Source organism: Acidovorax sp. Root402, assembly GCF_001425125.1.
GTDB classification, from domain to species: domain Bacteria; phylum Pseudomonadota; class Gammaproteobacteria; order Burkholderiales; family Burkholderiaceae_C; genus Acidovorax; species Acidovorax delafieldii.
In genome coordinates this window covers 13,142-35,504 of the sequence record NZ_LMDQ01000014.1, presented here as the reverse complement: position 1 = coordinate 35,504, position 22,363 = coordinate 13,142, and the positions used below count along the sequence as shown (strand labels likewise).

The window sequence follows — 22,363 nt, the reverse complement described above, 5'->3', positions numbered from 1 at the left end:
CTAGTGAATCATGCGCTAGATGCTATCGAAATGAAAGCAAATTTCCACGGAGCAGCCGCATGACCGAACTGCTCGACATCCTCGCCAACCCCGCGTTCTGGATTGCCACCCTGCGGGTCGCCACCCCGCTCATTCTGGGCACGCTGGGGGTTTTGCTGTGCGAACGCGCCGGGGTGCTCAACCTGGGCATTGAAGGGATCATGGTCGCTGGCGCCTTCACTGGTTGGCTCACGGTGTACACGGGCCACGGACTGTGGGCCGGGGTGCTGGTGGCGGCGCTCACCGGCGCAGTGTTTGGATTGCTGCACGCATGGCTCACCGTGGGGCTGGCGCTGTCGCAGCATGTGTCCGGGCTGGGCATCACGCTGCTGGCCACGGCGCTCAGCTACTACGGCTACCGGGTGAGCTTCCCCAAGGTGAACACGCCACCCACCATCGAGCCCTTTGCACCGATGGAATGGCTGGGCATTCCTGTCCTGTCGGCACAAACCCCACTCACGCTGCTGGCCCTGCTGCTGGTGCCGCTATTGGCCTGGGTGCTGATGCGCACCCCCCTGGGCCTGGCGGTACGCATGGTGGGCGAGAACCCGCAGGCGGCCGAGGGCCAGGGCATCTCGGTGGCGGCCATGCGCACCGGCGCCATCGTGGCCGGGTCGGCGCTGATGGGCGTGGCGGGCAGCTTCCTCACCCTGTCGGCGTTCAACGCGTTTTTCTTCAACATGATCAACGGGCGCGGCTGGATCTGCGTGGCGCTGGTGGTGTTTGCCTCGTGGCGGCCTGGCAAGGCGCTGCTGGGTGCGCTGCTGTTTGCCTTCTTTGACGCGCTGCAGCTGCGGCTGCAGCAGGCGGGCGATGCGTGGCTGCCGTACCAGGTGTATCTGATGCTGCCGTACCTGCTGTCCATCCTGGCGCTGGTGCTGGTGGCACGCAAGGCGGCGTATCCGCAGGCGCTGATGAAGCCCTACCGCAAGGGGGAGCGGTGAGAAGATGCGAATGAGCCCACCACGCCCGATTCATTCATACCCTCTGGTCGGACCACACCGCAAACTCGTTGCCGCTGGGCTCTGTGAAATGAAAGCGCCGTCCTCCCGGAAAGTCGAACACCGGCTTGACCACATGGCCACCTGCCGCCTCCACCTTGGCCAATGTGGCTTCGAGGTCTGCGCTGTAGAACACCAGCAAGGCGCCGCCAGTGGCTGGAGTGGAACAAAGGCTGGCGCGGAAGAAGCCGCCGTCCAACCCCTGGCCCGAGAAGGCCGTGTATTCGGGGCCATAGTCCACAAAGGTCCATGCAAAGGCCTTTTCAAAGAACGACTTCGTGGCGGGCACATCGCACGCGGCAAATTCGACGTAGTTCAGCTTTTCATGTGCGTTCATCGGATGACCCTTTCTTCTTGAGACCCCGCAGTGTGCCAGCGCGTCCCGACGAATATCTACACTCCCCCACCATGCTCGACCTGCTCATCACCCACGCCAGCCTGCCCGACGGCCGCCAGAACATGTCCATCGCCGTGCAAGGCGGCCGCATCACCGAAGTGACCGAAGGCCTGCAAGCCCCCGCGCATGAGACGGTGGATGCCGGTGGCCTGCTGGTGAGCCCACCGTTTGTGGACGCGCATTTCCACATGGATTCGACCCTGAGCTACGGCCAGCCGCGCGTGAACGAGAGCGGCACGCTGCTCGAAGGCATTGCGCTGTGGGGCGAACTCAAGCCCACGCTGACCCACGACGCCATCGTGCAGCGCGCGCTGCAGTACTGCGACATGGCCGTGGCGCGCGGGCTGCTGGCCATCCGCAGCCATGTTGACACCAGCCACCCCAGCCTGCTGCCGGTGCAGGCGCTGCTGGATGTAAAGCAGCGCGTGGCGCCGTACCTGGATTTGCAACTGGTGGCCTTCCCACAAGACGGCGTGCTGCGCGCGCCCGGAGGGCTGGCCAACCTGAAGCGCGCGCTGGACATGGGTGTGGACGTGGTGGGCGGCATTCCGCACTTCGAGCGCACCATGGCCCAAGGGGCCGAGAGCGTGAAGATCCTTTGCGAACTGGCGGCCGAACGCGGCAAACGCGTGGACATGCACTGCGACGAATCCGACGACCCGCACTCGCGCCACGTGGAAACCTTGGCGTACGAAACCCAGCGCCTGGGCCTGCAGGGCCGCGTGACGGGCTCGCACCTCACCTCCATGCACAGCATGGACAACTACTACGTGAGCAAGCTGATGGCGCTGATGGCTGAGGCCGACCTGGGCGTGGTGGCCAACCCGCTCATCAACATCACGCTGCAAGGCCGCCACGACACCTACCCCAAGCGCCGTGGCATGACCCGCGTGCCCGAGCTGATGGCTGCGGGCCTGACGGTGGCGTTTGGCCACGACTGCGTGCTCGACCCCTGGTACAGCGGCGGCAGCGCCGACATGCTGGAGGCCGCGCACATGGGCCTGCACGTGGGACAGATGACCAGCCAGGCCGCGATGCGGCAGTGTTTTGATGCGGTGACGGTGAATCCCGCCAAGCTGCTGGGGCTGGAGGGCTACGGTATCGCCCCCGACTGCCATGCCGACCTGGTGCTGCTGCATGCGCGCAACCCGGTGGACGCCATCCGCCTGCGGGCCACGCGCCTAGGTGTGTGGCGGCGCGGCCAACGGGTGGCCAGCAGCCCGGTGCCCGTGGCGCAGCTGAACCTGACTGGGCGGCCCGGCAGCGTGGATTTTGCATCGAATTAGCTCCAAGCGCTAGTGAATCATGCCTTGATAGCTATACATTCAATAGCAAAAACATCTCTCCGACATTCACGCCATGCGCGCAATCGTCTTGCGAAACCGCGCCAGCGCCAGGCTGAACAGCACGGCCCCAATGCCCAACAACCACACCAGCGACGGCCACACGACAGCCCATCCCGCGCCCCGGTAGAGGATGGCCTGGGCCAGCTCGGTGAAGTGCGTGGTGGGCGCCAGGGCCATGCCGTACTGCACCCACAGCGGCATGCTCTCGCGCGGGGTGACGCCGCCGGACAGCATCTGCAGCGGCATCATCACCAGCACCATCAGCAGCCCAAACTGCGGCATGCTGCGCGCCACCGTGGCCATGAAGATGCCCATGGACGTGGTGGCAAACAGATGCAGCGTGGCCCCCAGCAGAAACAGCGGTACCGAGCCTTCGATGGGCACACCAATCGCCCAGCGGATCACCGCCGTGAGCGACACCCAGGTAGCCACCAGCACCACCAGCGCCATGGCCCAGACCTTGGCCAGCATGATCTCGCCGGGGGTGACGGGCATCACCAGCAAATGCTCCACCGTGCCATGCTCGCGCTCGCGGATCAGCGCGGCGCCGGTGAGGATGATGGAGAGCATGGTCACGATGTTGATCAGCTCCATCAGCGAGCCGAACCACGCGGGGTTGAGCGCTGGATTGAAGCGCGAGCGCACCGTCAGTTCGATGGGTTGCGCGGCCACAGTGCGGTCGCGCTGCACGAACTCGGCCACCTCCAGCTGCACGATCTGCTGCACCGCCCCATTGGCCGCAAACGCCTGCCCCATGCGCGTGGCGTCGATGTTGAGCTGCACCTGCGGCACCCGGCCCGCCAGCACGTCGCGCTGGAAATGCGCGGGGATGTGCAGCACCAGCGTGAAGCGGCCGGCGTCCAGCCCCGGGTCCACCTCGCGCATGCTGATCATGGCGGGGCGTGTGAACTGGGGCGCGTAGAACGCGGTGGCGATGCGCTGGGACAAGGCCGAATCGTCCTCGTCCACGATGGCAATGGGCACATGGTGCAGCGTTTCGGGCTGCGCCATGCCCGCCGAATACACCGCCAGCGTGGTCGTGTAGACGATGAGGAACAGCATGGCCGGGTCACGCCACAGGCTCCACAGCTCCTTGATGCCTAACCTGAAAATGTTCGACCAGCGGCCACGCAGCGCCATGTCAGGTCTCCTGCTTGCGTAACAGCAAGATCGCCGCGCCAACGATGACCGGCACTGCCAACAGCATCGGCCAGAACTCGGCCTGCAGATCCTGCAGGCCCAGCGCCTTGTTGAACACGCCCCGGCTGATGGTGAACATGTGGCTGGCCGGGTAGGCCTCTCCGAACCGGCGCGCAAAGCCCGTCATGGACGACACCGGGTTGATGAGCCCCGCAAACTGCACCGCCGGGATGAGCGTACCCACCATGGCAAAAAACATGGCAGCAATCTGGCTGCGCGTAACGGTGGAGGCCAGCAGCCCCATGCCCGTGGAGCACAGGCTGAACAGCACGGCCCCCAGCGTGAGCGTGGCAAAGCTGCCGGTGATGGGCACGCCAAACACCGTCACGGCCGCCAGGCACATGAGGCCAAAGTTGAACAGCGCCAGCAGCACATAGGGCAGCTGCTTGCCCAGCATGAATTCGGTGCGCGTGGTGGGCGTCACATACAGATTGATGATGGAGCCCAGCTCTTTCTCGCGCACCACGGCCAGGGCCGTGAGCATGGCGGGCAGCATGAGCAACAGCAGCGGGATCACGGCAGGCACCATGGACGGGAGGCTGCGCACGTCGGGGTTGTAGCGGTAGCGCGGCTCCACCTCCAAGAGGCCCCGGGGCACCACGCCCGTGCGGCTGCGGCTTTGCTCCACCAGCCATTGCTGGTGCAGGCCCTGGGCATAGCCGATGACGGTTTCGGCGCGCTGGGGCATGGCCCCGTCCACCCAGGCACCGATCTGCACCGGCTGGCCGCGTGCCACGTCGCGCGCAAAGCCGGGCGGGATCTCCAGCGCCAGCGATATCTCGGCGGAGCGCATGCGCGCATCCAGCTCAGCGTAGGTGGTGATGGGCGGCTGCTCGGTGAAGTAGCGCGAGCCCGCCAGGTTCAGCGTGTAGGTGCGGCTCAGCGCGGTCTGGTCCCGGTCCAGCACGGCAAAGCGCAGGTTCTCCACGTCCATGCTGATGCCGTAGCCCATCACGAACATCAGGATCAGCGAGCCCAGCAGCGCCATGGCACCACGCACCGGGTCGCGGCGCAGCTCCAGTGCCTCGCGCCACTGGGTGCTGTGGATGCGGGCCAGGCTCTGGCGCAGGCGGGTGGGCCAGGTGGGAGTGTTGGGCGCGGACGCCGGCGATAGCGCAGTGGGGCCCGAAGCCGCCACGGACACAGGAGCCTGGGCCGTGCCCGCAGCATCTTCCAGATAGCCGATGAAGGCTTCTTCCAGCGTGGCGGCGCCGCGCTTGGCCACGATGTCCTGCGGCGCAGCGCTCTCCAGCACGCGCCCTGCGTGCATCAGCGAGATGCGGTCGCAGCGCTCGGCCTCGTTCATGAAGTGGGTGGAGATGAAGATGGTGACCTTGTCGCGCCGTGCCAGCTCCACCATCAGGCGCCAGAAGTTGTCGCGCGCCATCGGGTCCACGCCCGAGGTGGGCTCGTCCAGGATCAGCAGCTCGGGCTGGTGCACCATGGCCACGGCCAGCGACAGGCGCTGGCGCATACCCAGCGGCAGCTTCATGGGCAACGAACTGCGCACGGCCTGCAGGTCAAAGCGCTCCAGCATGGCCGTCACGCGCGCGGGCACCTCGGCCTCGGGCACGTGGAACAGCCGGGCATGCAGCACCAGGTTCTGCTCCACCGACAGCTCGCTGTACAGCGAAAACGCCTGCGACATGTAGCCCACGCGCCGCCGCGTGGCCATGTCCTTGGGGTCCACCGGTTGGCCAAACAGCCAGGCCTGCCCGTCGCTGGCGGGCAGCAGGCCGGTGAGCATCTTCATGGTGGTGGACTTGCCGCAACCATTGCTGCCCAGAAAGCCAAAAATCTCGCCGCGCTGGATGCGAAAGCTCACATGGTCCACCGCCACAAAGTCGCCAAAACGCATGGTCAGGTCGCGCGCCTCGATGGCCACGTTGGCAGCGTCGTCTGCCTGCGACCGGTCCAGCGGCGGAATCTGCACCGCCTGGTGGCCCCGGCGCTTGGCCTCGGGCAGCAGGGCCACAAAAGCCTGCTCCAGCACATCGTGCCCGGTGCGGGCCATCAGCTCGGCAGGCGTACCCGTGGCCAGGATGCGCCCTTCGTCCATGGCCACCAGCCATTCAAAACGCTGGGCCTCTTCCATGTAGGCCGTGGCCACGATGACGCTCATGCCGGGCCGCGCGGCGCGGATGCGGCCGATCAAATCCCAGAACTGGGCGCGCGCCAAAGGGTCCACGCCGGTGGTGGGCTCGTCCAGGATCAGCAGGTCGGGGTCGTGGATGAGCGCGCAGCAAAGCGCCAGCTTTTGCTTCATGCCGCCCGAGAGCTTGCCCGCAGGCCGCGCCAGGAACGGGTGCAGGCCGGTGCTGCGCGTGAGTTCATCGATGCGCCGGCGACGCTCGGCCGCGTCGTGCCCGAACAGGCGGCCAAAGAACTGCAGGTTCTCTTCCACCGACAGCGTGGGGTACAGATTCTTGCCCAGGCCCTGCGGCATGTAGGCGATGCGGGGGCACACCCGGCTGCGGTGGCGGCTTTGGGCCATGTCCCCGCCCAACACTTCTACCGTGCCCTGCTGCACTGCACGGGCGCCCGCCACCAGCGCGAGCAGGCTGGACTTGCCCACGCCATCCGGCCCGATCAGGCCCACCATGCGGCCTGCGGCCACTTCCAAATCGATGTCTGCGAGCGCCACCGTGCGACCGTAGCGCTGGCCCACGCCACGCAGGCGCGCCACGGGTGCAACGCCGCCGGGGAGATTCACTGGTCGGCCTTGATGGCGAGGTTGGCGGGCCATTCCACGGCGGGGTCCACCCGCAGCCAGGCCACACCTGGCAGACCGGTCTTGACCTGCTCCTGGTGGCGCAGCAGCAGCGCCTTGTCAATCTGCGCGCGCACGCGGAACATGAGCTTCTGGCGCTCGCTGGCGGTCTCCACCGTTTTGGGCGTGAACTGCGCGGTGCTGGCCACAAACGACACGGTGGCCGGGATCACAAAGCCCGGCGCGGCATCAAGCACGATGCGCACATCGCTGCCCAGCGCCACGCGGCCCGCCACGGTCTCGGGCAAAAAGAAGGTCATGTACACGTCGCTCAGGTCCACCAGCTGCAGCACGCGGAACTGCACCCGCCCGTCGCGCGGTGCCTTGAGTTCGCTGTCAGCCAGCTCCACATCAATGCGGGCCACCGTGGCCTGCAGCGCGCGCGCATTGGCCTCGGCACTGGTCACCTGCGTGCGCGACGCGCCAATGCCCGCCTGTGCGGCCTTGGCCTGGGCCTTGGCAGCCGTCACAGCGGCCTGCTGGCTGCGCACCTTGGCGCGGTCATCGTCGAGCAACTGGCTGGAGAAAAAGCCTTCGCGTGCCAACTGCTCAGAGCGCGGCAGGCGGCGGCGGGCGGTGTCGAGGTCGCTCTCGCGCTGGGCCACCACGGCCAAGGCGGCCTGGTAGTCGCTCTCGCGCTGGGCCACCTGCACCTGGGCACTGCTGATGGCCAGTTGCGCCTGCTGCAGCCGGGCCACGGCCTCTTCGCGCTGGGCCTGCAGGCTGTCGATCTGCATGCGGGCCAGAGGCTGCCCCGCCTTCACAAAATCGCCCTCGGCCACCAAAACATCGAGCACACGCCCCGCCAGCTTGGTGGCCACTGCAATCTCGGTGGCCTCGATGCGGCCATTGCCGCTCACAAACCCGGGGCCGGGCCCCTTGGGCTGCCAGGGCGCCCACCGCACGACCAGCACGGTGCCCAGCAACAACAGCGCTGCGGCGGCCGCATAAATTTTCCACTTGCTGCCCATGGCTCTGATCCCTTTTGATGCGGAGGCACGAGCGCATTTCCAGTCACGTCAGCAAAGGCGCCTCACCTCAAAATGCATCGTAAGCGCAGCGCCTTCATAGGCTGCTTGTGGCCAGCCGCCTCGCTTGACTTGCATCAATTTGGCTGCAATTGCGTGGGGCTTCCGCCTGAGACACAAGCTTGCCTCTGCGGGTTCTGAGAGGCGTCGCGTCGGTTGCCGGAGACTGCCCTACCCGCGCCCATCGAAGGCCGACAGGTGGTTGGCCAGGTGCATGGCATGCGCTTGCTCGTACTGCGACCGGCTTAGTGCACCGTAGGCAAAGTGAGGCTGCAGCGCCCCCGTGTGGATGGCAAAGTCCTGCACCGCCTGGCGCAGGCGGGCCATGGCGGCCGATGTGTCCGTGGCCTGCGCATCCAGCGCGGGGGCGCCCGGGATAGGCTCTGCCAGGTTGTGGCTCATGCGTCCCTGCAGGGTAAACACCTTGAAAGCTGCAGCCCCCAGGGTGTTCTGGAACAGCGCAGATTTGGGCAACGGAAAACCCTGCAGCGAGTATTCAATGCTCTGTGCGCAATGCACCAGCGTCTGTGCCCAGGTCCAGGCCGTGGCGGGTTCCAGCGCGTGGACGGAAGCTGCGTTCAGCCGCTCGGCCTCGCGCATCGCATCGTGCAGGGTGGCAAACACCAGCTGCCTGTCGTTGTCGGGCTGGAGCAGAAAATACCCGGCAGCACCAGCCGCTGCGAGCGCCACCCCCGTGCCGATGGCCAGAAACGCCCTCCGGTCGGGCGCTGCAGGCGGCGAGGGGTGGGTGGCTTTGGAGGTAGCGGCTTTGGGTGCGCCAGGAGGGGGTGGAACTGCCATGGGGTTGTCTGCTCGCATCACCGGGGTGGGGTGAAAGCGTTGATTGTGCCGGGCAGCGCCTGCCTTGTGCCCCCTGCAGCCATCGCCAGGGTCGGGCAGCCGACACAGCACGCCATGGCGCAGGGCTGCAAGGCCTGGGCGCCTTCCCGGCGCTCCGCTGCGCCTAGGCCGCCAGGGTAGTTGGTGCGGCCGGCGCGGGGGTTGCAGTAACGGGGACCAAGGGCGCTGCTGGGGCCACCGTCATCTCCACCCGGTTGCGCCCCCGCTCCTTGGCTAGGTACATGGCCTCGTCCGCACGCTGCAAGGCCGTACCCGCCGACTCGCTGCCCGCGCACAGGGTGACACCAACACTCACCGTGAGCGCAATGCTGCGCTGCTCGGTCACCACAGGGTGTGCCTCTACCATGGCGCGCAGGCGCTCGGCCACCGCAATGGCGCCACCGGCCCCTGCATTGGGCAAGAAGATCGCGAACTCCTCACCCCCCAGGCGGCCCATCACGTCTTCCTTGCGCAGGCAGCGCTGGGCCAGCATCACAAAATGGCGCAGCACATCATCGCCCGCGCGGTGGCCCCAGCTGTCGTTGACCTTCTTGAAGTGGTCCAGGTCCATCACCAGCACGGGCAACGTCGTCTGCGTGCGCTGGGCGTTGCTGATGGCCTTGTCCAACAAGGTCAGAAACGCGCGGCGGTTGAACACATTGGTCAGCGGGTCCACCTCGGCGAGGTGGCGCAGTTCGTTGGTGATGAACTCATTGGTCAGCATCAATGCGCCGAACGCCACCAGCACCACAGCGAGGGTGGACTCCAGAACCACAAACTGCGACAGCGCGGCCACTATGCCCGCCTCGGGCTGCGCCCCTTCGGCGGGTGCGGCCAGCTTGAACAATAAGGGCCGCACGAGCAAGAAGGCACCGTGCACACCCACCGTGGCCGCAAACAGGTACCGTGCGGGTACCTTACGAAAACCGCCACGTGCCAGCGTGTGTGCAGCCGCAATGAATATCACCCCTGGCACTAGACCCGTCAGCACGATGCGCACCTGCACGTTAGGCTTCACCAGGGTAAAAAACAAGGCAGTCGCCAGCAGAAGCCCCAAGGCCAGAGCGGCAACACCACGCCCCAGGGGCGCCTTGCCCATGTACTCGCGTGCGCCCAGCAGGCACAGGTATGCAGTCAAAGCAATGGAAGACTGCGCCAGCACGACAGACAACGGCAGAGGCACATGGTCGCGCAGCAACAGGTTGATGCAGAACACAGTGGCGCAGAACAATGCCTGCGCCCAGAGGCGAAGTCCCGGAATACGTCTGTTGAAGAGCCACACCGCGGACAAAACGCCAGTGACCAGCGCTGCAAGAATGGCCGCGACGATAAGGAGGGTGGGGCTGTGCACAGAGGGTACGGGCAGGCGATGGAGTGGGGTTCACAACGCGACGCCATCGCTCAACGCCCGGCTGCTATCGCCTGCCGGCTGTGAGATGACTATCAACGTGAACAATGGTAACCGAGAGCATTGACTGCCCCGCGACGCTTTGCGGGCAGCAATGCAGTGCTTCAGCCGGCGCTTGGAGCTCCTCAGGCCATACCTCCTCGCGTGGCCGTTGGGAGCACCTGTCAACCCACCACGTGGCATTCGCGCCGCAGCAGCGCCAGCGCATCGTGCATCTGGTAGTCGCGGTCGCTGGTCAGCGTGGCCTGCGCGTCTTGCAAAAAACCAGACCACAGAGCCAGGTAGTCCTGCTGGAAGGCGGCAGCCGCGTGGCTGCGGATGAAGTCAGACGCCAGCTCGGGCTGCAGGCCAGACTTGCGGATCTTGCGCACCAGGCTGGCGGCGGTTTTCTCGGTGAGCAGCGTTTTCTTGGGCGCACCGGCGGCCAGGCACAGGAAGAGCGTGAGCAGCGAGTGCTCATCGTCGTTGCCCCCGGTCGCCTTGGTCCATGTCTTGCTGGCAGGCTGTGGAGGCTCATCGTCGTCCTCCAGCACATCCAGGCTGCGGTGAAAGCTGTCCACTTCGGCCAGAGGGTCGTCCAGCAGGAAGTAGCGTGCCCTGAAGGCGCCCATGGGGCGCAGCAGGGTGCGCAGCGGCGCAGCGGATTGCAGCAGCTTGGGCAGGTCGGCCAGCACGGGGGCGCATTGCACTTGCAGCACGTCACGCAGCTCTGCCGGCACGCCGGGGGGCAGGCGCAGCGCCGTCGGCAGGGGTGCCTTCTTTTTGCGCAGTGCGGTCACCAGCTTTTCAAACACCGGGGCGCTGGGCCACTCACTCGCCGCCATGGCCTTGGGGTTCAGCGCCTGCATCAGCAGCCCTGTGCGGATCACGGCCTCGGCGTCGGCCCCTGCGGTTTCCAGCTCTTCGGTGTCCAGGTCGTACTGCGCGGCCAGCCACTCGGCGGCGGCGATGGCCTGGGCGATGTGGCTGCGGCGGGCCAGCTCGGCGCGGTAGTCGGCATGGCTGCGCAGCGACCAGGCAGCCAGCAGTGGGGTTTCGGCATCCGCATAGCCGCCCATGCCGAAGTTGCTGCTCTCGGGCATGGCGATCAAGCGCTTGAGCATGTCCGAGCCGCCTTTGGAGCGCGACAAAAAGGAGTTGTCGCGCAGCGACACCGCCGCCTTGGCCAGATCACCGGCTGTGGTCTCCAGCAGGTACAGGCTGATCAGGTTGACCATGCGGTCCCGCGCCTTCTCCAGTTCTGGGCGCAGAAACTCGCTGCCAAAGTAACGCGCGATCTGCACCATGCCCTTGGGCGCATCGGCATTGATGGCCGCCAGCCGGTCCGCGTCAATCAGGCCGTGCTGCACGCCGTAGACCAGCGCCTTTTCAAAGAAAGGGCGCGCGTCGTGCAGTTGCAGGGCATTGGCAGTAGCGACTGGTGCAGAAATTGAGGAAGGCGTGGGAGGCACGGTCATGTCTGAATCTATCGCGCTTCGCGCTGCTCATGGGGTATGAAACTGGCGCGGCCCATACAAGGACCGCCGCGCAAGGGCCGCCCCGCCGCGCTGGCGGTGTCCCCCTTCCCGAATGGCACAGCCATTCGAGAGAAGGGGGGAGGCGCGAAGCGCCTCAGGGGGTTGTTCACTAAATTGCAGACTCTTCGTCGGAAGCCCGTGCGGCAGGCGTGGCCTTGCCGCGGTCGGTTTCGCTGGTCTCGAACTTGCCATCGTCTTCTTCGGACGTCTCTTCGCCCTCTTCCAGTCCCTGGTCAAACGCGCGGGCCTTGGCACGCAGCACCAGCAGCATCTCGATGAACAGGTCGCGGCACTCATAGCGCAGCAGCCAGGCCATCTGCATCCAGTCGCGGTCGGCCACTTCATCGAGGTCGATGCGCGGCTGCACATAGCCCGAGGCCAGCAGCTCGTCGTCGCTCAGTGTGACGCCGTAGTCTTCGGTGGCGTCAAAGGTGCCGGTACGGGCAAAGGCCTCGATGCGGCTCCACTTTTCGGCAAAGTAGTTGGCCAGGGCCTCAGCGCCACCCTCCAGGTCGCCAATGGCGGTGAGGAACTCCACCGGGTCGGCATCGTCACGGAACACCACCGCGTTGACCATGTTGCGCAGGTGGGTATGGGTGAGGTCCTTGTACTGCTTTTCCAGCACCATCGCGCGCGCAAACTGCTCGGGCGTGACCAGCATGTTGACCACCGAAGCCTTGGAGTCGTCGTACTCGCGCATCACGGCCAGGATGTCCTTGGGCGCCAGCTGGTCCAGCACCACCATCAGCGCGCCGTCGCCATCGGTGTCGGCCAGCTCGGCCAGGGCCGACTCGGCGCCCACGATGTCACCGGCCGCAATGAGGCTGGTGGTCTTGGTGATCAGGGCCAGGTGTTGGTTGCTGCTGCTCATGGTCGTCATTCCTTGCGCTCAAAGCCCACATCGGCCAGCCAGTTGGCGCTGGACTCTTCGCGCGTACGGCTGTTTTGCGGGTCCACCGCGTCGTCGGCACTCAGGGCGCTGTAGTCATCGTCGTGTTCGGCGGCATCTTCACCATCGTCCTCGGCATCGCTGTCGGCATGCGACGCTGCGGCCGGAGCCAGGCGCGCGTGCTGTTGCAGGTATTCCAGGCCGGCGGCTACCGTCAGAAAACGTGCGCCCTGGGGTTCGCGCAACACGGTCTGGGCCAGACTCATTGCCCAGGGCTCCAACGCTACGGCATGGGTCAGGCTGTGCCAGTCGGGCAGCTCGTTCACCGGCAAGCCCAGCAGGTGCTCCAGTGCAGCCGGTTTGGTAAAGCGAAAGCCCCGGTGAAAGACCACGGCCACCATTTCGGGGGCCAGTTCCATCATCTGCACCAAAAACGCCATCTCGTTGCGCTTTTCGGCCAGGCGCTTGCGCAGAACGTCGTTGCCCTCGGAGTCGGACACCAGGTCGTCCAGCTCGGCCTGGTAGGCGGAGCGCAGGTCATAAAAATAGGGAGAAAGTTTCACAGGGCGGAAGGATGAGAAAGAATGCGTGCGCTGTAGGCCTGCCAGATCTCCTGAGCGGTCTGCAGCGGGTCGTCCAGCAGGTTGCGGCGGCGGTTGTCGTCATAGGCCTGGCGGGCGTCGTCGTCAGACAGCACCTCATAGGCCTTTTGCACCTCGGCAAAGCGCTGTGCGGCGTCGGGCGCCGTGTTGCGGTCGGGGTGGTAGAACGAGGCCTTCTGGCGAAAAGCCTTCTTGATGTCCGCCAGCGACGCGTTGGCCGCCAGCCCAAGGGCTGCGTAGTGGTCAGCAGTCATGAAACAGTCAGTCCGTCCGTCAAAGCCAGGGGCGCCATCCAGTGCACCCTCTTCAGCACCTGTGTCGGCGCCTGCGCGCGCACATCAACCACCCAGGCTCACAAACACGTTTTGCACGTCGTCATTCGAATCGATGGCCGCCAGGAAGTTCTCAACCTCCTCCAGCTGCTCAGCCGTGAGGTTGGCGGGGTTCACAGGGTTCTTGGGCTTGTACCCCAGCTTGGCGGACAGCACCGTGAAGCCGTGGGCGGGCAGCGCGCGGCTGACTAGGTCGAGGTCGGTGGGGTCGGTCCAGAAGGTGGTGGTGCCCTCCTCGTCGCCCGCTTCAAAGTCCTGCGCACCGGCCTCGATGGCGGCCAGCTCGGGGTCAGCGTCGGGGGTGGCGGGCTCGGCTTCGATCATGCCGACATGGTTGAAGTCCCAGGCCACCGAGCCCGAGGTGCCCAGCTGGCCCTTGCGGAACAGCACACGCATCTCGGGGGCCGTGCGGTTCACGTTGTCGGTCAGGCATTCAACCATCACGGCCACCTGGTGGGGGGCAAAACCTTCGTAGATCACGCGTTCGTAGTTCACCGCGTCCGCGCCGGTGCCCGAGCCCTTCTTGATGGCACGCTCCAGCGTGTCCTTGGGCATGGAGGCCTTGCGAGCCTGCTCCACCACCAGGCGCAGGCGGGCATTGCTGGCCGGGTCGGCACCGCCGCGTGCAGCCACGGTGATTTCCTTGACCAGCTTGCCAAACAGCTTGCCCTTGGCGTCGGCCACCTGTGCCTTGCCTTTTGCTTTCCACTGCGCGCCCATGATGGATCTCTTTTCCTTGATGTGAATGCGGCGCGCTGGGGCGCCGTGTGTGGGAGTTGCTGCAGCCATGCAGGAGCCACCGGGAGGAAATACGCCTCCCGAACAGCCCCCAGAGGATGGGAGTGCAACTTCAGACCGAACCCTATAGGGTACCACTGACCACCATGGACACTTTCGTTGCCCTTCCGCCACGCTCTCTATCAGCCGCACGCAGCGGTGCAGTTAACCTCGGCGACATGCGCAAAGCTCCTTCTTTTGACCCCTGCCCGGTGCACTGATGCTCAACACCCTTTGGCTGGGCTTTTTCCTCACGGCGGCCATCGCGGCCCTGGCCCAATGGCTGGTGGGGGGCAACGCCCAGATTTTTGCGGCCATGGTCGAAGCGCTGTTTGCCATGGCCAAACTGTCGGTCGAGGTGATGGTGCTGTTGTTTGGCACCCTCACGCTGTGGCTGGGCTTTTTGCGGATTGCCGAGAGGGCGGGCCTGGTCGATGCCCTGGCCCGGTGGCTGGCCCCGCTGTTCCTGCGCCTGATGCCGGGTGTGCCCCGGGGCCACCCTGCCCTGGGCCTGATGACGCTGAACTTTGCCGCCAACGCCCTCGGGCTGGACAACGCGGCCACGCCCATGGGCCTGAAGGCCATGAAGGCCCTGCAGGAGCTGAACCCCGAGCCCGACACCGCCACCAACGCGCAGATCCTGTTCCTGGTGCTCAACGCCTCCTCGCTCACGCTGCTGCCGGTCACCATCTTCATGTACCGCATGCAGCAGGGTGCGCCCGACCCGACGCTGGTCTTCCTGCCCATCCTGCTGGCCACGTCTGCCTCCACCCTGGTGGGGCTGCTGAGCGTGGCCGTGGTGCAGCGCCTGCCGCTGTGGAGCCCCGTGGTGCTGGCCTACCTGCTGCCCGTGGCGCTGGTGCTGGGCGGGTTCATGGCGCTGCTGACCACGCTCAGCGCTGCGGCCCTGGCCTCGCTGTCGTCGCTGCTGGGCAACCTCACGCTGTTTGCGCTGGTCGTGCTGTTTGTGGCGCTGGGCGCGTGGCGCAAGGTGCCGGTGTACGAGGCTTTCATCGAGGGGGCGCGCGAAGGCTTTGACGTGGCCAAGGGCCTGCTGCCCTACCTGGTGGCCATGCTGTGCGCGGTGGGCGTGTTCCGCGCCTCGGGGGCGCTGGGCTACGTGCTGGACGGCATCCGCTGGTGCGTGACCACACTGGGTGCCGACGCCCGGTTTGTGGACGTCCTGCCCACCGCCCTGGTCAAGCCGTTTTCAGGCAGCGCGGCGCGTGCCATGCTCATCGAGACCATGCAGACCCAGGGCGTAGACAGCTTCGCCGCCCTGGCCGCCGCCACCATCCAGGGCAGCACCGAGACCACCTTTTACGTGCTGGCCGTGTACTTTGGAGCCGTGGGCATTCAGCGCGCCCGGCACGCCGTGGGCTGCGCCTTGCTGGCCGAGCTGGCGGGCGTGGTGGCCGCCATTGTGGTGTGCTACCGGTTTTTTGGATAGTTTTTGCTGGTAGCGCTAGTGCAATATGCCCTGGCAGCTATCAATTAAGTAGCAATCAGGGTATCAACCGCCAGCGGGCCCTGGCGCAGCCACCAGTTCCCACTCAGCCAGCTGCTCGTTGGTGGCAATCAGCCGTCCGACCAGCAGCTTGATGAAGGCCTTGTCAAAGCGCGACTGCAAATCCTCCGACGCCTCGCGCAGCGCAGGGTTGCGCACCTTGAGCACCAGCACCTCGGTCTCGGCCACGGCGGTGGCGGTGCGGATGCGGTTGTCGGGACGCAGGTAGGTCATCTCGCCCAAGGTCACGCCGGGGCCCAGGGTGCTGAGGTTCCAGCCCTGGCGGCTGACGGCCACCTGGCCTTCGATAAGGATACAGAACGAGTCGCCGGGCGTGTTCTCGCGCATCAGCACGGTGCCCTGCTCCAGCCTGCGCCAGCTGCCCAGGCGCATCAGCTCCCACAGCGCGACGTCGTGAAAGTCGGCAAAAAACGGCAATGCCCGCAGGCGCGCAAAGCGCTCGGCCTCAGTGTCTTGCGACTTCTGGCGGGGCAGGCCCCGGTGCGCGGCCAGCAGTGCCTGGGCAAAGTCGGCCCAGGTGGCAAAGCGGTCGGCGGGCTGCTTGGCCAGCGCACGCAGCAGCACCTCGTCCACATGCGCAGGCAACGACGCCCGCAGCAGGCTGGGCCGGGTGGGCGTCTCGTTGCTGATCTTGTAGAGCGTGGCGAAGTCGGTGTCGCCATCAAACGGGCGGCGGCCGGTGAGCAGCTCGTACACCACCACGGCCAGCGAGAACATGTCGCTGTGGTGGGTGAGATCGTGTTCGCGCACCTGTTCGGGCGACATGTACGAGGGCGAGCCGACCAGGCCCGACAGCTGGGTGGCGTCGCTGCGCAATGACAGGGCAGCGCCAAAGTCGGTCAGCTTCACATCCCCATGGCGCGCCAGCATGAGGTTGGCCGGCTTGATGTCGCGGTGCACCAGGCCTTCGCGGCAGGCGTAGTCCAGCGCGTTGCAGCATTTGAAGGCGATGTCGAGCACCTGGGGCATGGGCAGCAGTGCATCGGGCGTGGCAAAGGCCGACAGGGGCTGGCCGTCCACGTATTCGAGCACCAGGTACGGGGGCAGGGCCTCTTCGTCGGCGTCGAGCAGGCGCACGATGTTGGGGTGGCGCAGGCGGCCCGACAGGGCGGCCTCGTTGCGCAGCAGCTTGCGGTAGCGCTCGGCCTGCTCGGGCACCTTCAGCAGGTGCGCGTGGGTCTGCTTGATGGCCACCTTGCGGCCCCGGAAGCCGTCGAGCCCCAGGTACACGATGCCACTGGCTCCCCGCCCCAGTTCACGCTCGATGCGGTACTTGCCGATGTTGGCGGGCGGTGCAGAGGTGGCAGTGGCCATGGCGGGGCTCCTGGTCAGGGTGGGCAGTTCAGGTGGGGTCAGGCTCCGGCCAGCGCCTGCTCAAAGTCGGCCAGCAGGTCTTCCGCCTCTTCCAGCCCCACCGACAGGCGGATCATGCTGTCGGCAATGCCCATGGTGGCGCGCACGGCGGGGCCGGCCTCCCAGAAGATGGTGTGCGCCACCGGGATGATCAGCGTGCGCGTGTCAGCCAGCCCCGTGGCCTTGATGGGCAACTGCAGGCGGTTGCACACGGCCAGGCACTGGTCGGGGTTGCGCAGCTCGAACGACAGCAGCCACGAGCCCGCCTTGAGGTGCTTGCGCGCAAACGCGTGCTGCGGGTGCGAGGGCAGCATGGGGTACAGCACGCGCGAGACGGCCGGGTGCGCCTCCAGCCGCTGCGCCAGCGCCAGGGCGGTGGCACTGGTGCGGTCCATGCGCAGCGACAAAGTCTCCGCGCCCAGGGCCAGCTGGTGGGCGGCGTGGGACGACAGCGTGCCGCCCATGTCGCGCAGGCCCTTTTTGCGCAGCTGCTGCAGGCCCCAGCCCTTCGCGTCGCCCTTGCGGTAAGCCGCAAAGATGTTGGGGTAGCCGGACCAGTCGTACAGGCCCGTGTCGGTGATGGCGCCGCCCAGCGCGTCGCCCTGCCCGCCAATGCTCTTGGTGAGCGAGTTGACCACCAGCCCCGCGCCCACCGTGGCCGCGCGGAACAGGTAGGGCGATGCCACCGTGTTGTCCACCACGTAGAGCGCGCCATGCGCCTTGCACAGCGCGCCAATGCCTTCCAGGTCGGGGATCTGCGTGCCGGGGTTGGCAATGGTTTCTACAAACACCATGCGGGTGTTGGGGCGCAGCGCGGCAGCCACGTTGGCCGCGTCGGTCACGTCCACCGTGGTCACTTCAATACCCAGGTCGGCCAACGTGCCGAACACGCTGTTGGTGTTGCCAAACACGAACTGGCTGGCCAACAGATGGTCGCCCGCCTTGAGCAGCGTGAGGAACACCGCGCAGATGCCCGCCATGCCGGTGGAGAACACGATGGAGCCGTGCCCGCGCTCCATCTGCGTGATCTTGGCCTCCAGCGCCGCCGTGGTGGGCGTGCCCTGGCGCGCGTAGTTGAAGCCGCCCTTGGCCGTGCCCTGGAAGACGGCGATCAGGTCCTCGACCTTCTCGTAGCCGTACTGCACCGAGGTGTGAATGGGCTTGTGGATGGCCCCGTGCTCGGCGCCGCCCAGGCGGTCGGCGTGCACGATCTGGGTGGTGAAACTGTGGTTCTGCGGTGTCGTCATAAAAATCTGCGCTGTTTCTGCGTGGCTACTTACAAGACGGGGCGATCACTACTGGCGCGCCCTGATGCCAGTGCACCCGTGGAACTGGCTTTGCCAGGCCACCGGGTGCGTCCCCCTCCGGGGGAAGGCGCGCAGCGCCTCAGGGGGCTACCGCTCCGGTGCGATGTGTTCAGCGTAATCGTACAAGGCGCCCAGGATGTCCTGCGTCCGCTCATCGTCGGCGGTCTCCGAGAGTTCGTCGATTTCGGTGAACAACTGCTCCACCGTGCGCGCCCCACCCTGCCCGTCAAACAGGCAGGCAGCGCGGTGCGCCGCCCAGCGTTCCTGCTCCTCGGGCGACAGCGTTTGCGGGAAGTTGCGCGCCCGATAGCGCCACAGCAGCTCGGCCAGGCGCGGGTCATCAAAGTTCGCACGCGCCTTGGCCAGTCGGTCGCCGCTCAGGGTGCGCAGGTCGTTCAGCAGGCGCCGGTCGTTGTTGCCCACAAAACCGCCGTACAGGTCCTGGTCCACATCCGGTGCCGGCTCTTGCGGGCGGGCAAACACCGCCGGCCAGATGCCGCTCATGTCGGGCAGCGCGCGCGCCACCTCGGCGTGCTGTGCAGCCTGGGCCAGGTCGATGCCCCAGCGCTGCGCCAGCGCGGGCGTGAGCGTGTTCACATTGCCCACCACCATGGGCGACTTGTTCAGGTGGATGGTCTTGATGGGCAGGCGCGTGACGCCCTCGGGCAGCGCGTTGGCCTTGGTGAACATGCGCAGGCGGATGTCCTCCACATTCAGCGTGGCCAGCTCGCGTGGGTCGTGGGCCAGGTCCCAGGCGATCAGCTCGTTCTTGTTGGTGGGGTGGCTGGCCAGCGGCCACATCACGGCCAGGCAGCCGCGCTCGGTGGGGAACATGCCCGACACATGCAAAAAAGCCCGCGCCGTGGCCGTGGTGGCGGGCAGCCGCAGTTCGGCGGCCACGCGGTCCTTCTTGTGCAGGCTGAGGGCAAAGTCGAACAGCTTGGTGTTGTGCTGGCGGATCAGCCGTGCCAGCGCAATGGTGGCGCGCACGTCCGACAGTGCATCGTGCGCGGCATCGTGCTGCAGGCCGTTGGCCTTGGACAGGTGCTCCAGCTTGAAGCTGGGCGTCACGCCGTCTTCCTTCTTGGGCCAGGTGATGCCGTCGGGCCGCAGCGCATAGGTCATGCGCACCACGTCCAGCAGGTCCCAGCGGCCGCACTGGTTCTGCCACTCGCGCGCATAGGGGTCGATGAGGTTGCGCCAGAACATGAAGCGCGTGATCTCGTCGTCAAACCGGATGGTGTTGTAGCCCACGCCAATCGTGCCGGGCTGCGCAAACTCGGACTCGATGCGCGCGGCAAACTGGTGCTCGGGCACGCCCTGCTCCAGGCACTGCTGGGGCGTGATGCCGGTGATGAGGCACGACACCGGGTCGGGCAGATAGTCGTTGGCGGGCTGGCAGTACAGCATCAGCGGCTCGCCGATTTCGTTCAGCTCGGCATCGGTGCGGATGGCCGCGAACTGCGCAGGCCGGTCGCGGCGCGTGTTGGCGCCAAAGGTTTCGTAGTCGTGCCAGAGAAAGGTGTGGGGCGCCATGGTCGGTAGGCTAACAGGGGGCTGCAGGCGGAGGCTCGCGCACGGCGGGCGGGGCGCAAGGCGATCAAGGTGCCACTGTAACCGCATTTTTCAGTGTTTTTGGCCGCAAGCGCTAGTGGAACATGCGCAAGCAGCTATCAAAAACATAGTAATCATATTCACCATACGGACTGATGCACATTCGCCCCCTGTACGCGGGCTGGCACGCGGGACAATGGCGCATGCCCAGTTCCATTGCTTCCCCTTGCTCCCTGGGGCGCGCCCCCGCCCTGCCGGTCGCGGCCTCCCGTGCCCACGCCCCCACAGGCGTTGCCGGAATGGCCCTGGCAGCTGCCCTCGCCCTCGCGGGCTGCGCGTCAGCCCCCAGCCCCACCCCCACACCCGCAGCAAAACCTGTGGCTGCGGCCACACCGCCCACAGCTTCACCCACCACAGCCGCCACACCGCCACAGGCCAGCCCCGATGCCGACCACACGGCCGGCTTTGCCCAATGGCTGAGCAGCTTTTCGGCCCAGGCGCTGGAGGCGGGCATTCGCCCCGCCACCGTGCGCGACGTGCTGGGCAAGGCGCAGTGGCTGCCCCGCGTGGTCGAGCTGGACCGCGCCCAGCCCGAGTTCACCCGCACCCCATGGGCGTACCTCGACAGCGCCGTCTCCCCCCAGCGCATCGCCCAGGGCCAAGCACAATTGGCGGCGCACAGCACCGCCCTGCAGGCGGCAGCCGCCCGCTACGGCGTGCCGGCCAGCGTCATCACCGCCATCTGGGGCATGGAGAGCAACTACGGCAGCAACTTTGGCACCTTCCGCACGGTGGATGCACTGGCCACCCTGGCGTATGAAGGCCGCCGCCGCACCTGGGCACAGACCGAGCTGCTGGCAGCGCTGCGCATCATCGACCAGGGCGACATCGCCGCCGACCGCATGATCGGATCATGGGCCGGGGCCATGGGGCACACCCAGTTCCTGCCCTCGGTGTTCCTGGCCTACGCTGTGGATGCCGACGGCGACGGGCACCGCGACATCTGGGGCAGCGTGCCGGATGTGACGGCTTCCACCGCACATTTCCTTGCACGGTCGGGCTGGAAGTCCGGTGAGCCCTGGGGGGCCGAAGTGCAGTTGCCACCCACCTTCGACCACGCCCGCGCCGACCCCGCCGTGCGCCAGACCACAGCCCAGTGGGAATCCGAAGGGGTGCGGTCCATCGACGGGGCGCCGTTGCCCGACCTGGCCGGGGCCTCCATCGCCACCCCTGCGGGTGCAAGGGGCCCGGCGTTTCTGGTGGGCAACAACTTCCGCACCATCCTGCGCTACAACAACTCGGTCAATTACGCGCTGGGCGTGGCGCTGCTTGCGCGGCAGATCGACGGCGGGGGCCCAGTGGCCACCCCGTGGCCCCGCGACATCGAGCCGCTGTCGCGTGCACAGTTGCAAACGCTGCAAGAGGCCCTGAACCGCAAAGGCTTTGCCGCAGGCACCCCCGACGGCGTGATGGGCCCCGCCACCCGCGCAGGCCTGCGCGGCTACCAGCGCAGCCTGGGCACGGTGGCCGACGGGTATCCGACGCTGGAACTGCTGCAGAAGCTGCAGGCGCCCTGAATGCCCTGCAGCCGCCGTGGGGCACCCATGGTTTTCAGAGCTTCAACAAATCCACCAGAAAGCCCTGCACCGGCTGCCGCGCCGCCCGCAGGTTCAGCAGTGTGTGGGGCGCGCCGGGGATCAACACCACGCTGGCCTGCGGATGGTCTTTGAAGGCCCGGGCGCAATGCCCAGTGGCCGAGGCGTTACCCAGCCAGGTGTTGGTGGGTGAGAAGAAGGGGTCGGCCGAACTGATGATATTCAGCACCTGCTGCCCCGGCACCACGGCAGTGTCAGGCCGCTCCACAAAGTAGTTGTCCTCACAACTCCACGAAAAGATGATGCGGCCCGCAAACTCGGCGCCGCCATAGCGTGCCACGGCCGTCGCGCCCTCGCTGGTGCCTGCCAGCACCAGACGCTGCATGTCCGCCCAAGGCTGGGTCTGCAAGGTCTGCAGTGCCAGGGTGATCTCCGACCGGCGCAGCGCGTGGATTTTTTCGTACGCCTCCTTGCTGGCGGGCGACTTGTAGGTCACGCGGTCAGGCAGCGCAAATGAGTCGGGCGCCACGCTGGCAATGCCCAGGCTGCCCAGCCATTGCTGCCACTCGCCAATGGCCTTGAGCCCCAGGCCCGACGAGCCATGCAGGAACACCACCACGGGCACCTTGTTGCGCACCGTGGCGGGCGCATCCTTGAACGCCCCCACATAGGCGGCGCCTCCGGTGGCCTGGGCGGGCAACACCAGCTGCGCCCCGGCCATCACGCCTTTGGCAGACGCCTCGGTATGGGCCGTCGCGGTGCCCTTGACCTCCCCTGCCGGTATTTGGGCTTGGGCCGCATGGAGGCCCAGAGACAACAGGATGGCCAGAGACAGGGTCGAGAATTTTTTCATAGTGCAACTCCTTGGGGTTGCACTGTA

The 22,363-nt window shown here is 66.5% G+C and carries 19 protein-coding genes; 4 read left to right on the top strand and 15 right to left on the bottom strand.

Features of this window, described 5'->3' with window-relative positions; all coding sequences use genetic code 11:
- The first annotated feature begins 59 nt into the window (after positions 1 to 59).
- The gene (locus ASC83_RS11385) at positions 60 to 983 is read left to right on the top strand and encodes an ABC transporter permease (RefSeq protein WP_056062282.1); all 924 of its coding nucleotides are present in this window, start codon (positions 60 to 62) and stop codon (positions 981 to 983) included.
- A gap of 34 nt (positions 984 to 1,017) precedes the next feature.
- Here ASC83_RS11385 and ASC83_RS11380 read toward each other — a convergent pair whose 3' ends face one another.
- The gene (locus ASC83_RS11380) at positions 1,018 to 1,377 is read right to left on the bottom strand and encodes a VOC family protein (protein WP_056062279.1); all 360 of its coding nucleotides are present in this window, start codon (positions 1,375 to 1,377) and stop codon (positions 1,018 to 1,020) included.
- Positions 1,378 to 1,448: 71 nt separating this feature from the next.
- On the opposite strand from ASC83_RS11380, the gene ASC83_RS11375 reads away from it, so the two are divergent.
- Entirely contained in the window at positions 1,449 to 2,723 is a 1,275-nt protein-coding gene (locus tag ASC83_RS11375; protein ID WP_056062276.1) for an amidohydrolase family protein, read from the top strand.
- Between the two features lie 66 nt (positions 2,724 to 2,789).
- On the opposite strand, the gene ASC83_RS11370 is transcribed toward ASC83_RS11375, so the two are convergent.
- The 10 genes from ASC83_RS11370 to ASC83_RS11325 form a co-directional block, all read right to left on the bottom strand.
- Positions 2,790 to 3,923, bottom strand: a complete 1,134-nt coding sequence (locus tag ASC83_RS11370; protein WP_056062274.1) for an ABC transporter permease — start codon at positions 3,921 to 3,923, stop codon at positions 2,790 to 2,792.
- 1 nt (position 3,924) lies between these two features.
- Complete coding sequence (rbbA, locus tag ASC83_RS11365) at positions 3,925 to 6,729, bottom strand: ribosome-associated ATPase/putative transporter RbbA (RefSeq protein ID WP_056062271.1); 2,805 nt, start codon at positions 6,727 to 6,729, stop codon at positions 3,925 to 3,927.
- Positions 6,693 to 7,724 (bottom strand): HlyD family secretion protein, encoded by a 1,032-nt coding sequence (locus ASC83_RS11360; RefSeq protein WP_056062268.1) that lies wholly within the window; start codon positions 7,722 to 7,724, stop codon positions 6,693 to 6,695. Before ASC83_RS11360 ends, rbbA begins: the two co-directional genes overlap by 37 nt.
- A gap of 228 nt (positions 7,725 to 7,952) precedes the next feature.
- Positions 7,953 to 8,582 (bottom strand): DUF1569 domain-containing protein, encoded by a 630-nt coding sequence (locus ASC83_RS11355; RefSeq protein ID WP_056062265.1) that lies wholly within the window; start codon positions 8,580 to 8,582, stop codon positions 7,953 to 7,955.
- 163 nt (positions 8,583 to 8,745) lie between these two features.
- The gene (locus tag ASC83_RS11350; RefSeq protein ID WP_235509360.1) at positions 8,746 to 9,852 is read right to left on the bottom strand and encodes a GGDEF domain-containing protein; all 1,107 of its coding nucleotides are present in this window, start codon (positions 9,850 to 9,852) and stop codon (positions 8,746 to 8,748) included.
- 341 nt (positions 9,853 to 10,193) lie between these two features.
- The gene (locus ASC83_RS11345; RefSeq protein ID WP_056062258.1) at positions 10,194 to 11,486 is read right to left on the bottom strand and encodes a hypothetical protein; all 1,293 of its coding nucleotides are present in this window, start codon (positions 11,484 to 11,486) and stop codon (positions 10,194 to 10,196) included.
- A gap of 169 nt (positions 11,487 to 11,655) precedes the next feature.
- Positions 11,656 to 12,417: a hypothetical protein gene (locus tag ASC83_RS11340; protein ID WP_056064957.1), complete on the bottom strand. Its 762-nt coding sequence runs from the start codon at positions 12,415 to 12,417 to the stop codon at positions 11,656 to 11,658.
- 5 nt (positions 12,418 to 12,422) lie between these two features.
- Positions 12,423 to 12,998 carry a hypothetical protein gene (locus ASC83_RS11335; RefSeq protein ID WP_056062257.1) on the bottom strand — a complete coding sequence of 192 codons (576 nt, stop codon included), beginning with the start codon at positions 12,996 to 12,998 and terminating at the stop codon, positions 12,423 to 12,425.
- Entirely contained in the window at positions 12,995 to 13,291 is a 297-nt protein-coding gene (locus ASC83_RS11330) for a DnaJ domain-containing protein (protein ID WP_015014301.1), read from the bottom strand. Before ASC83_RS11330 ends, ASC83_RS11335 begins: the two co-directional genes overlap by 4 nt.
- An 84-nt stretch (positions 13,292 to 13,375) precedes the next feature.
- A complete protein-coding gene (locus tag ASC83_RS11325; protein ID WP_056062254.1) occupies positions 13,376 to 14,089 on the bottom strand; it encodes a YebC/PmpR family DNA-binding transcriptional regulator in 714 nt (237 codons plus the stop codon).
- A 277-nt stretch (positions 14,090 to 14,366) separates the two neighbouring features.
- On the opposite strand from ASC83_RS11325, the gene ASC83_RS11320 reads away from it, so the two are divergent.
- Entirely contained in the window at positions 14,367 to 15,596 is a 1,230-nt protein-coding gene (locus ASC83_RS11320) for a nucleoside recognition domain-containing protein (RefSeq protein WP_056062251.1), read from the top strand.
- Between the two features lie 63 nt (positions 15,597 to 15,659).
- Here ASC83_RS11320 and ASC83_RS11315 read toward each other — a convergent pair whose 3' ends face one another.
- The 3 genes from ASC83_RS11315 to sbcB all read right to left on the bottom strand — a co-directional run bounded on the left by ASC83_RS11315 (position 15,660) and on the right by sbcB (position 19,870).
- Positions 15,660 to 16,988 carry a protein kinase gene (locus ASC83_RS11315; protein WP_056062248.1) on the bottom strand — a complete coding sequence of 443 codons (1,329 nt, stop codon included), beginning with the start codon at positions 16,986 to 16,988 and terminating at the stop codon, positions 15,660 to 15,662.
- A gap of 38 nt (positions 16,989 to 17,026) precedes the next feature.
- Positions 17,027 to 18,274: a cystathionine gamma-synthase family protein gene (locus tag ASC83_RS11310; protein ID WP_056062243.1), complete on the bottom strand. Its 1,248-nt coding sequence runs from the start codon at positions 18,272 to 18,274 to the stop codon at positions 17,027 to 17,029.
- A 147-nt stretch (positions 18,275 to 18,421) separates the two neighbouring features.
- Positions 18,422 to 19,870, bottom strand: coding sequence for an exodeoxyribonuclease I (gene sbcB / locus ASC83_RS11305; protein WP_056062241.1), 1,449 nt, complete (start codon positions 19,868 to 19,870; stop codon positions 18,422 to 18,424).
- Between the two features lie 221 nt (positions 19,871 to 20,091).
- Here sbcB and ASC83_RS11300 point away from each other — a divergent pair, with 221 nt between their 5' ends.
- On the top strand, positions 20,092 to 21,465 hold the full coding sequence (locus tag ASC83_RS11300; protein WP_369816970.1) for a lytic murein transglycosylase: 1,374 nt from the start codon (positions 20,092 to 20,094) through the stop codon (positions 21,463 to 21,465).
- A gap of 34 nt (positions 21,466 to 21,499) precedes the next feature.
- On the opposite strand, the gene ASC83_RS11295 is transcribed toward ASC83_RS11300, so the two are convergent.
- Positions 21,500 to 22,336, bottom strand: a complete 837-nt coding sequence (locus ASC83_RS11295) for a dienelactone hydrolase family protein (protein ID WP_056062235.1) — start codon at positions 22,334 to 22,336, stop codon at positions 21,500 to 21,502.
- Positions 22,337 to 22,363 lie beyond the last annotated feature (27 nt).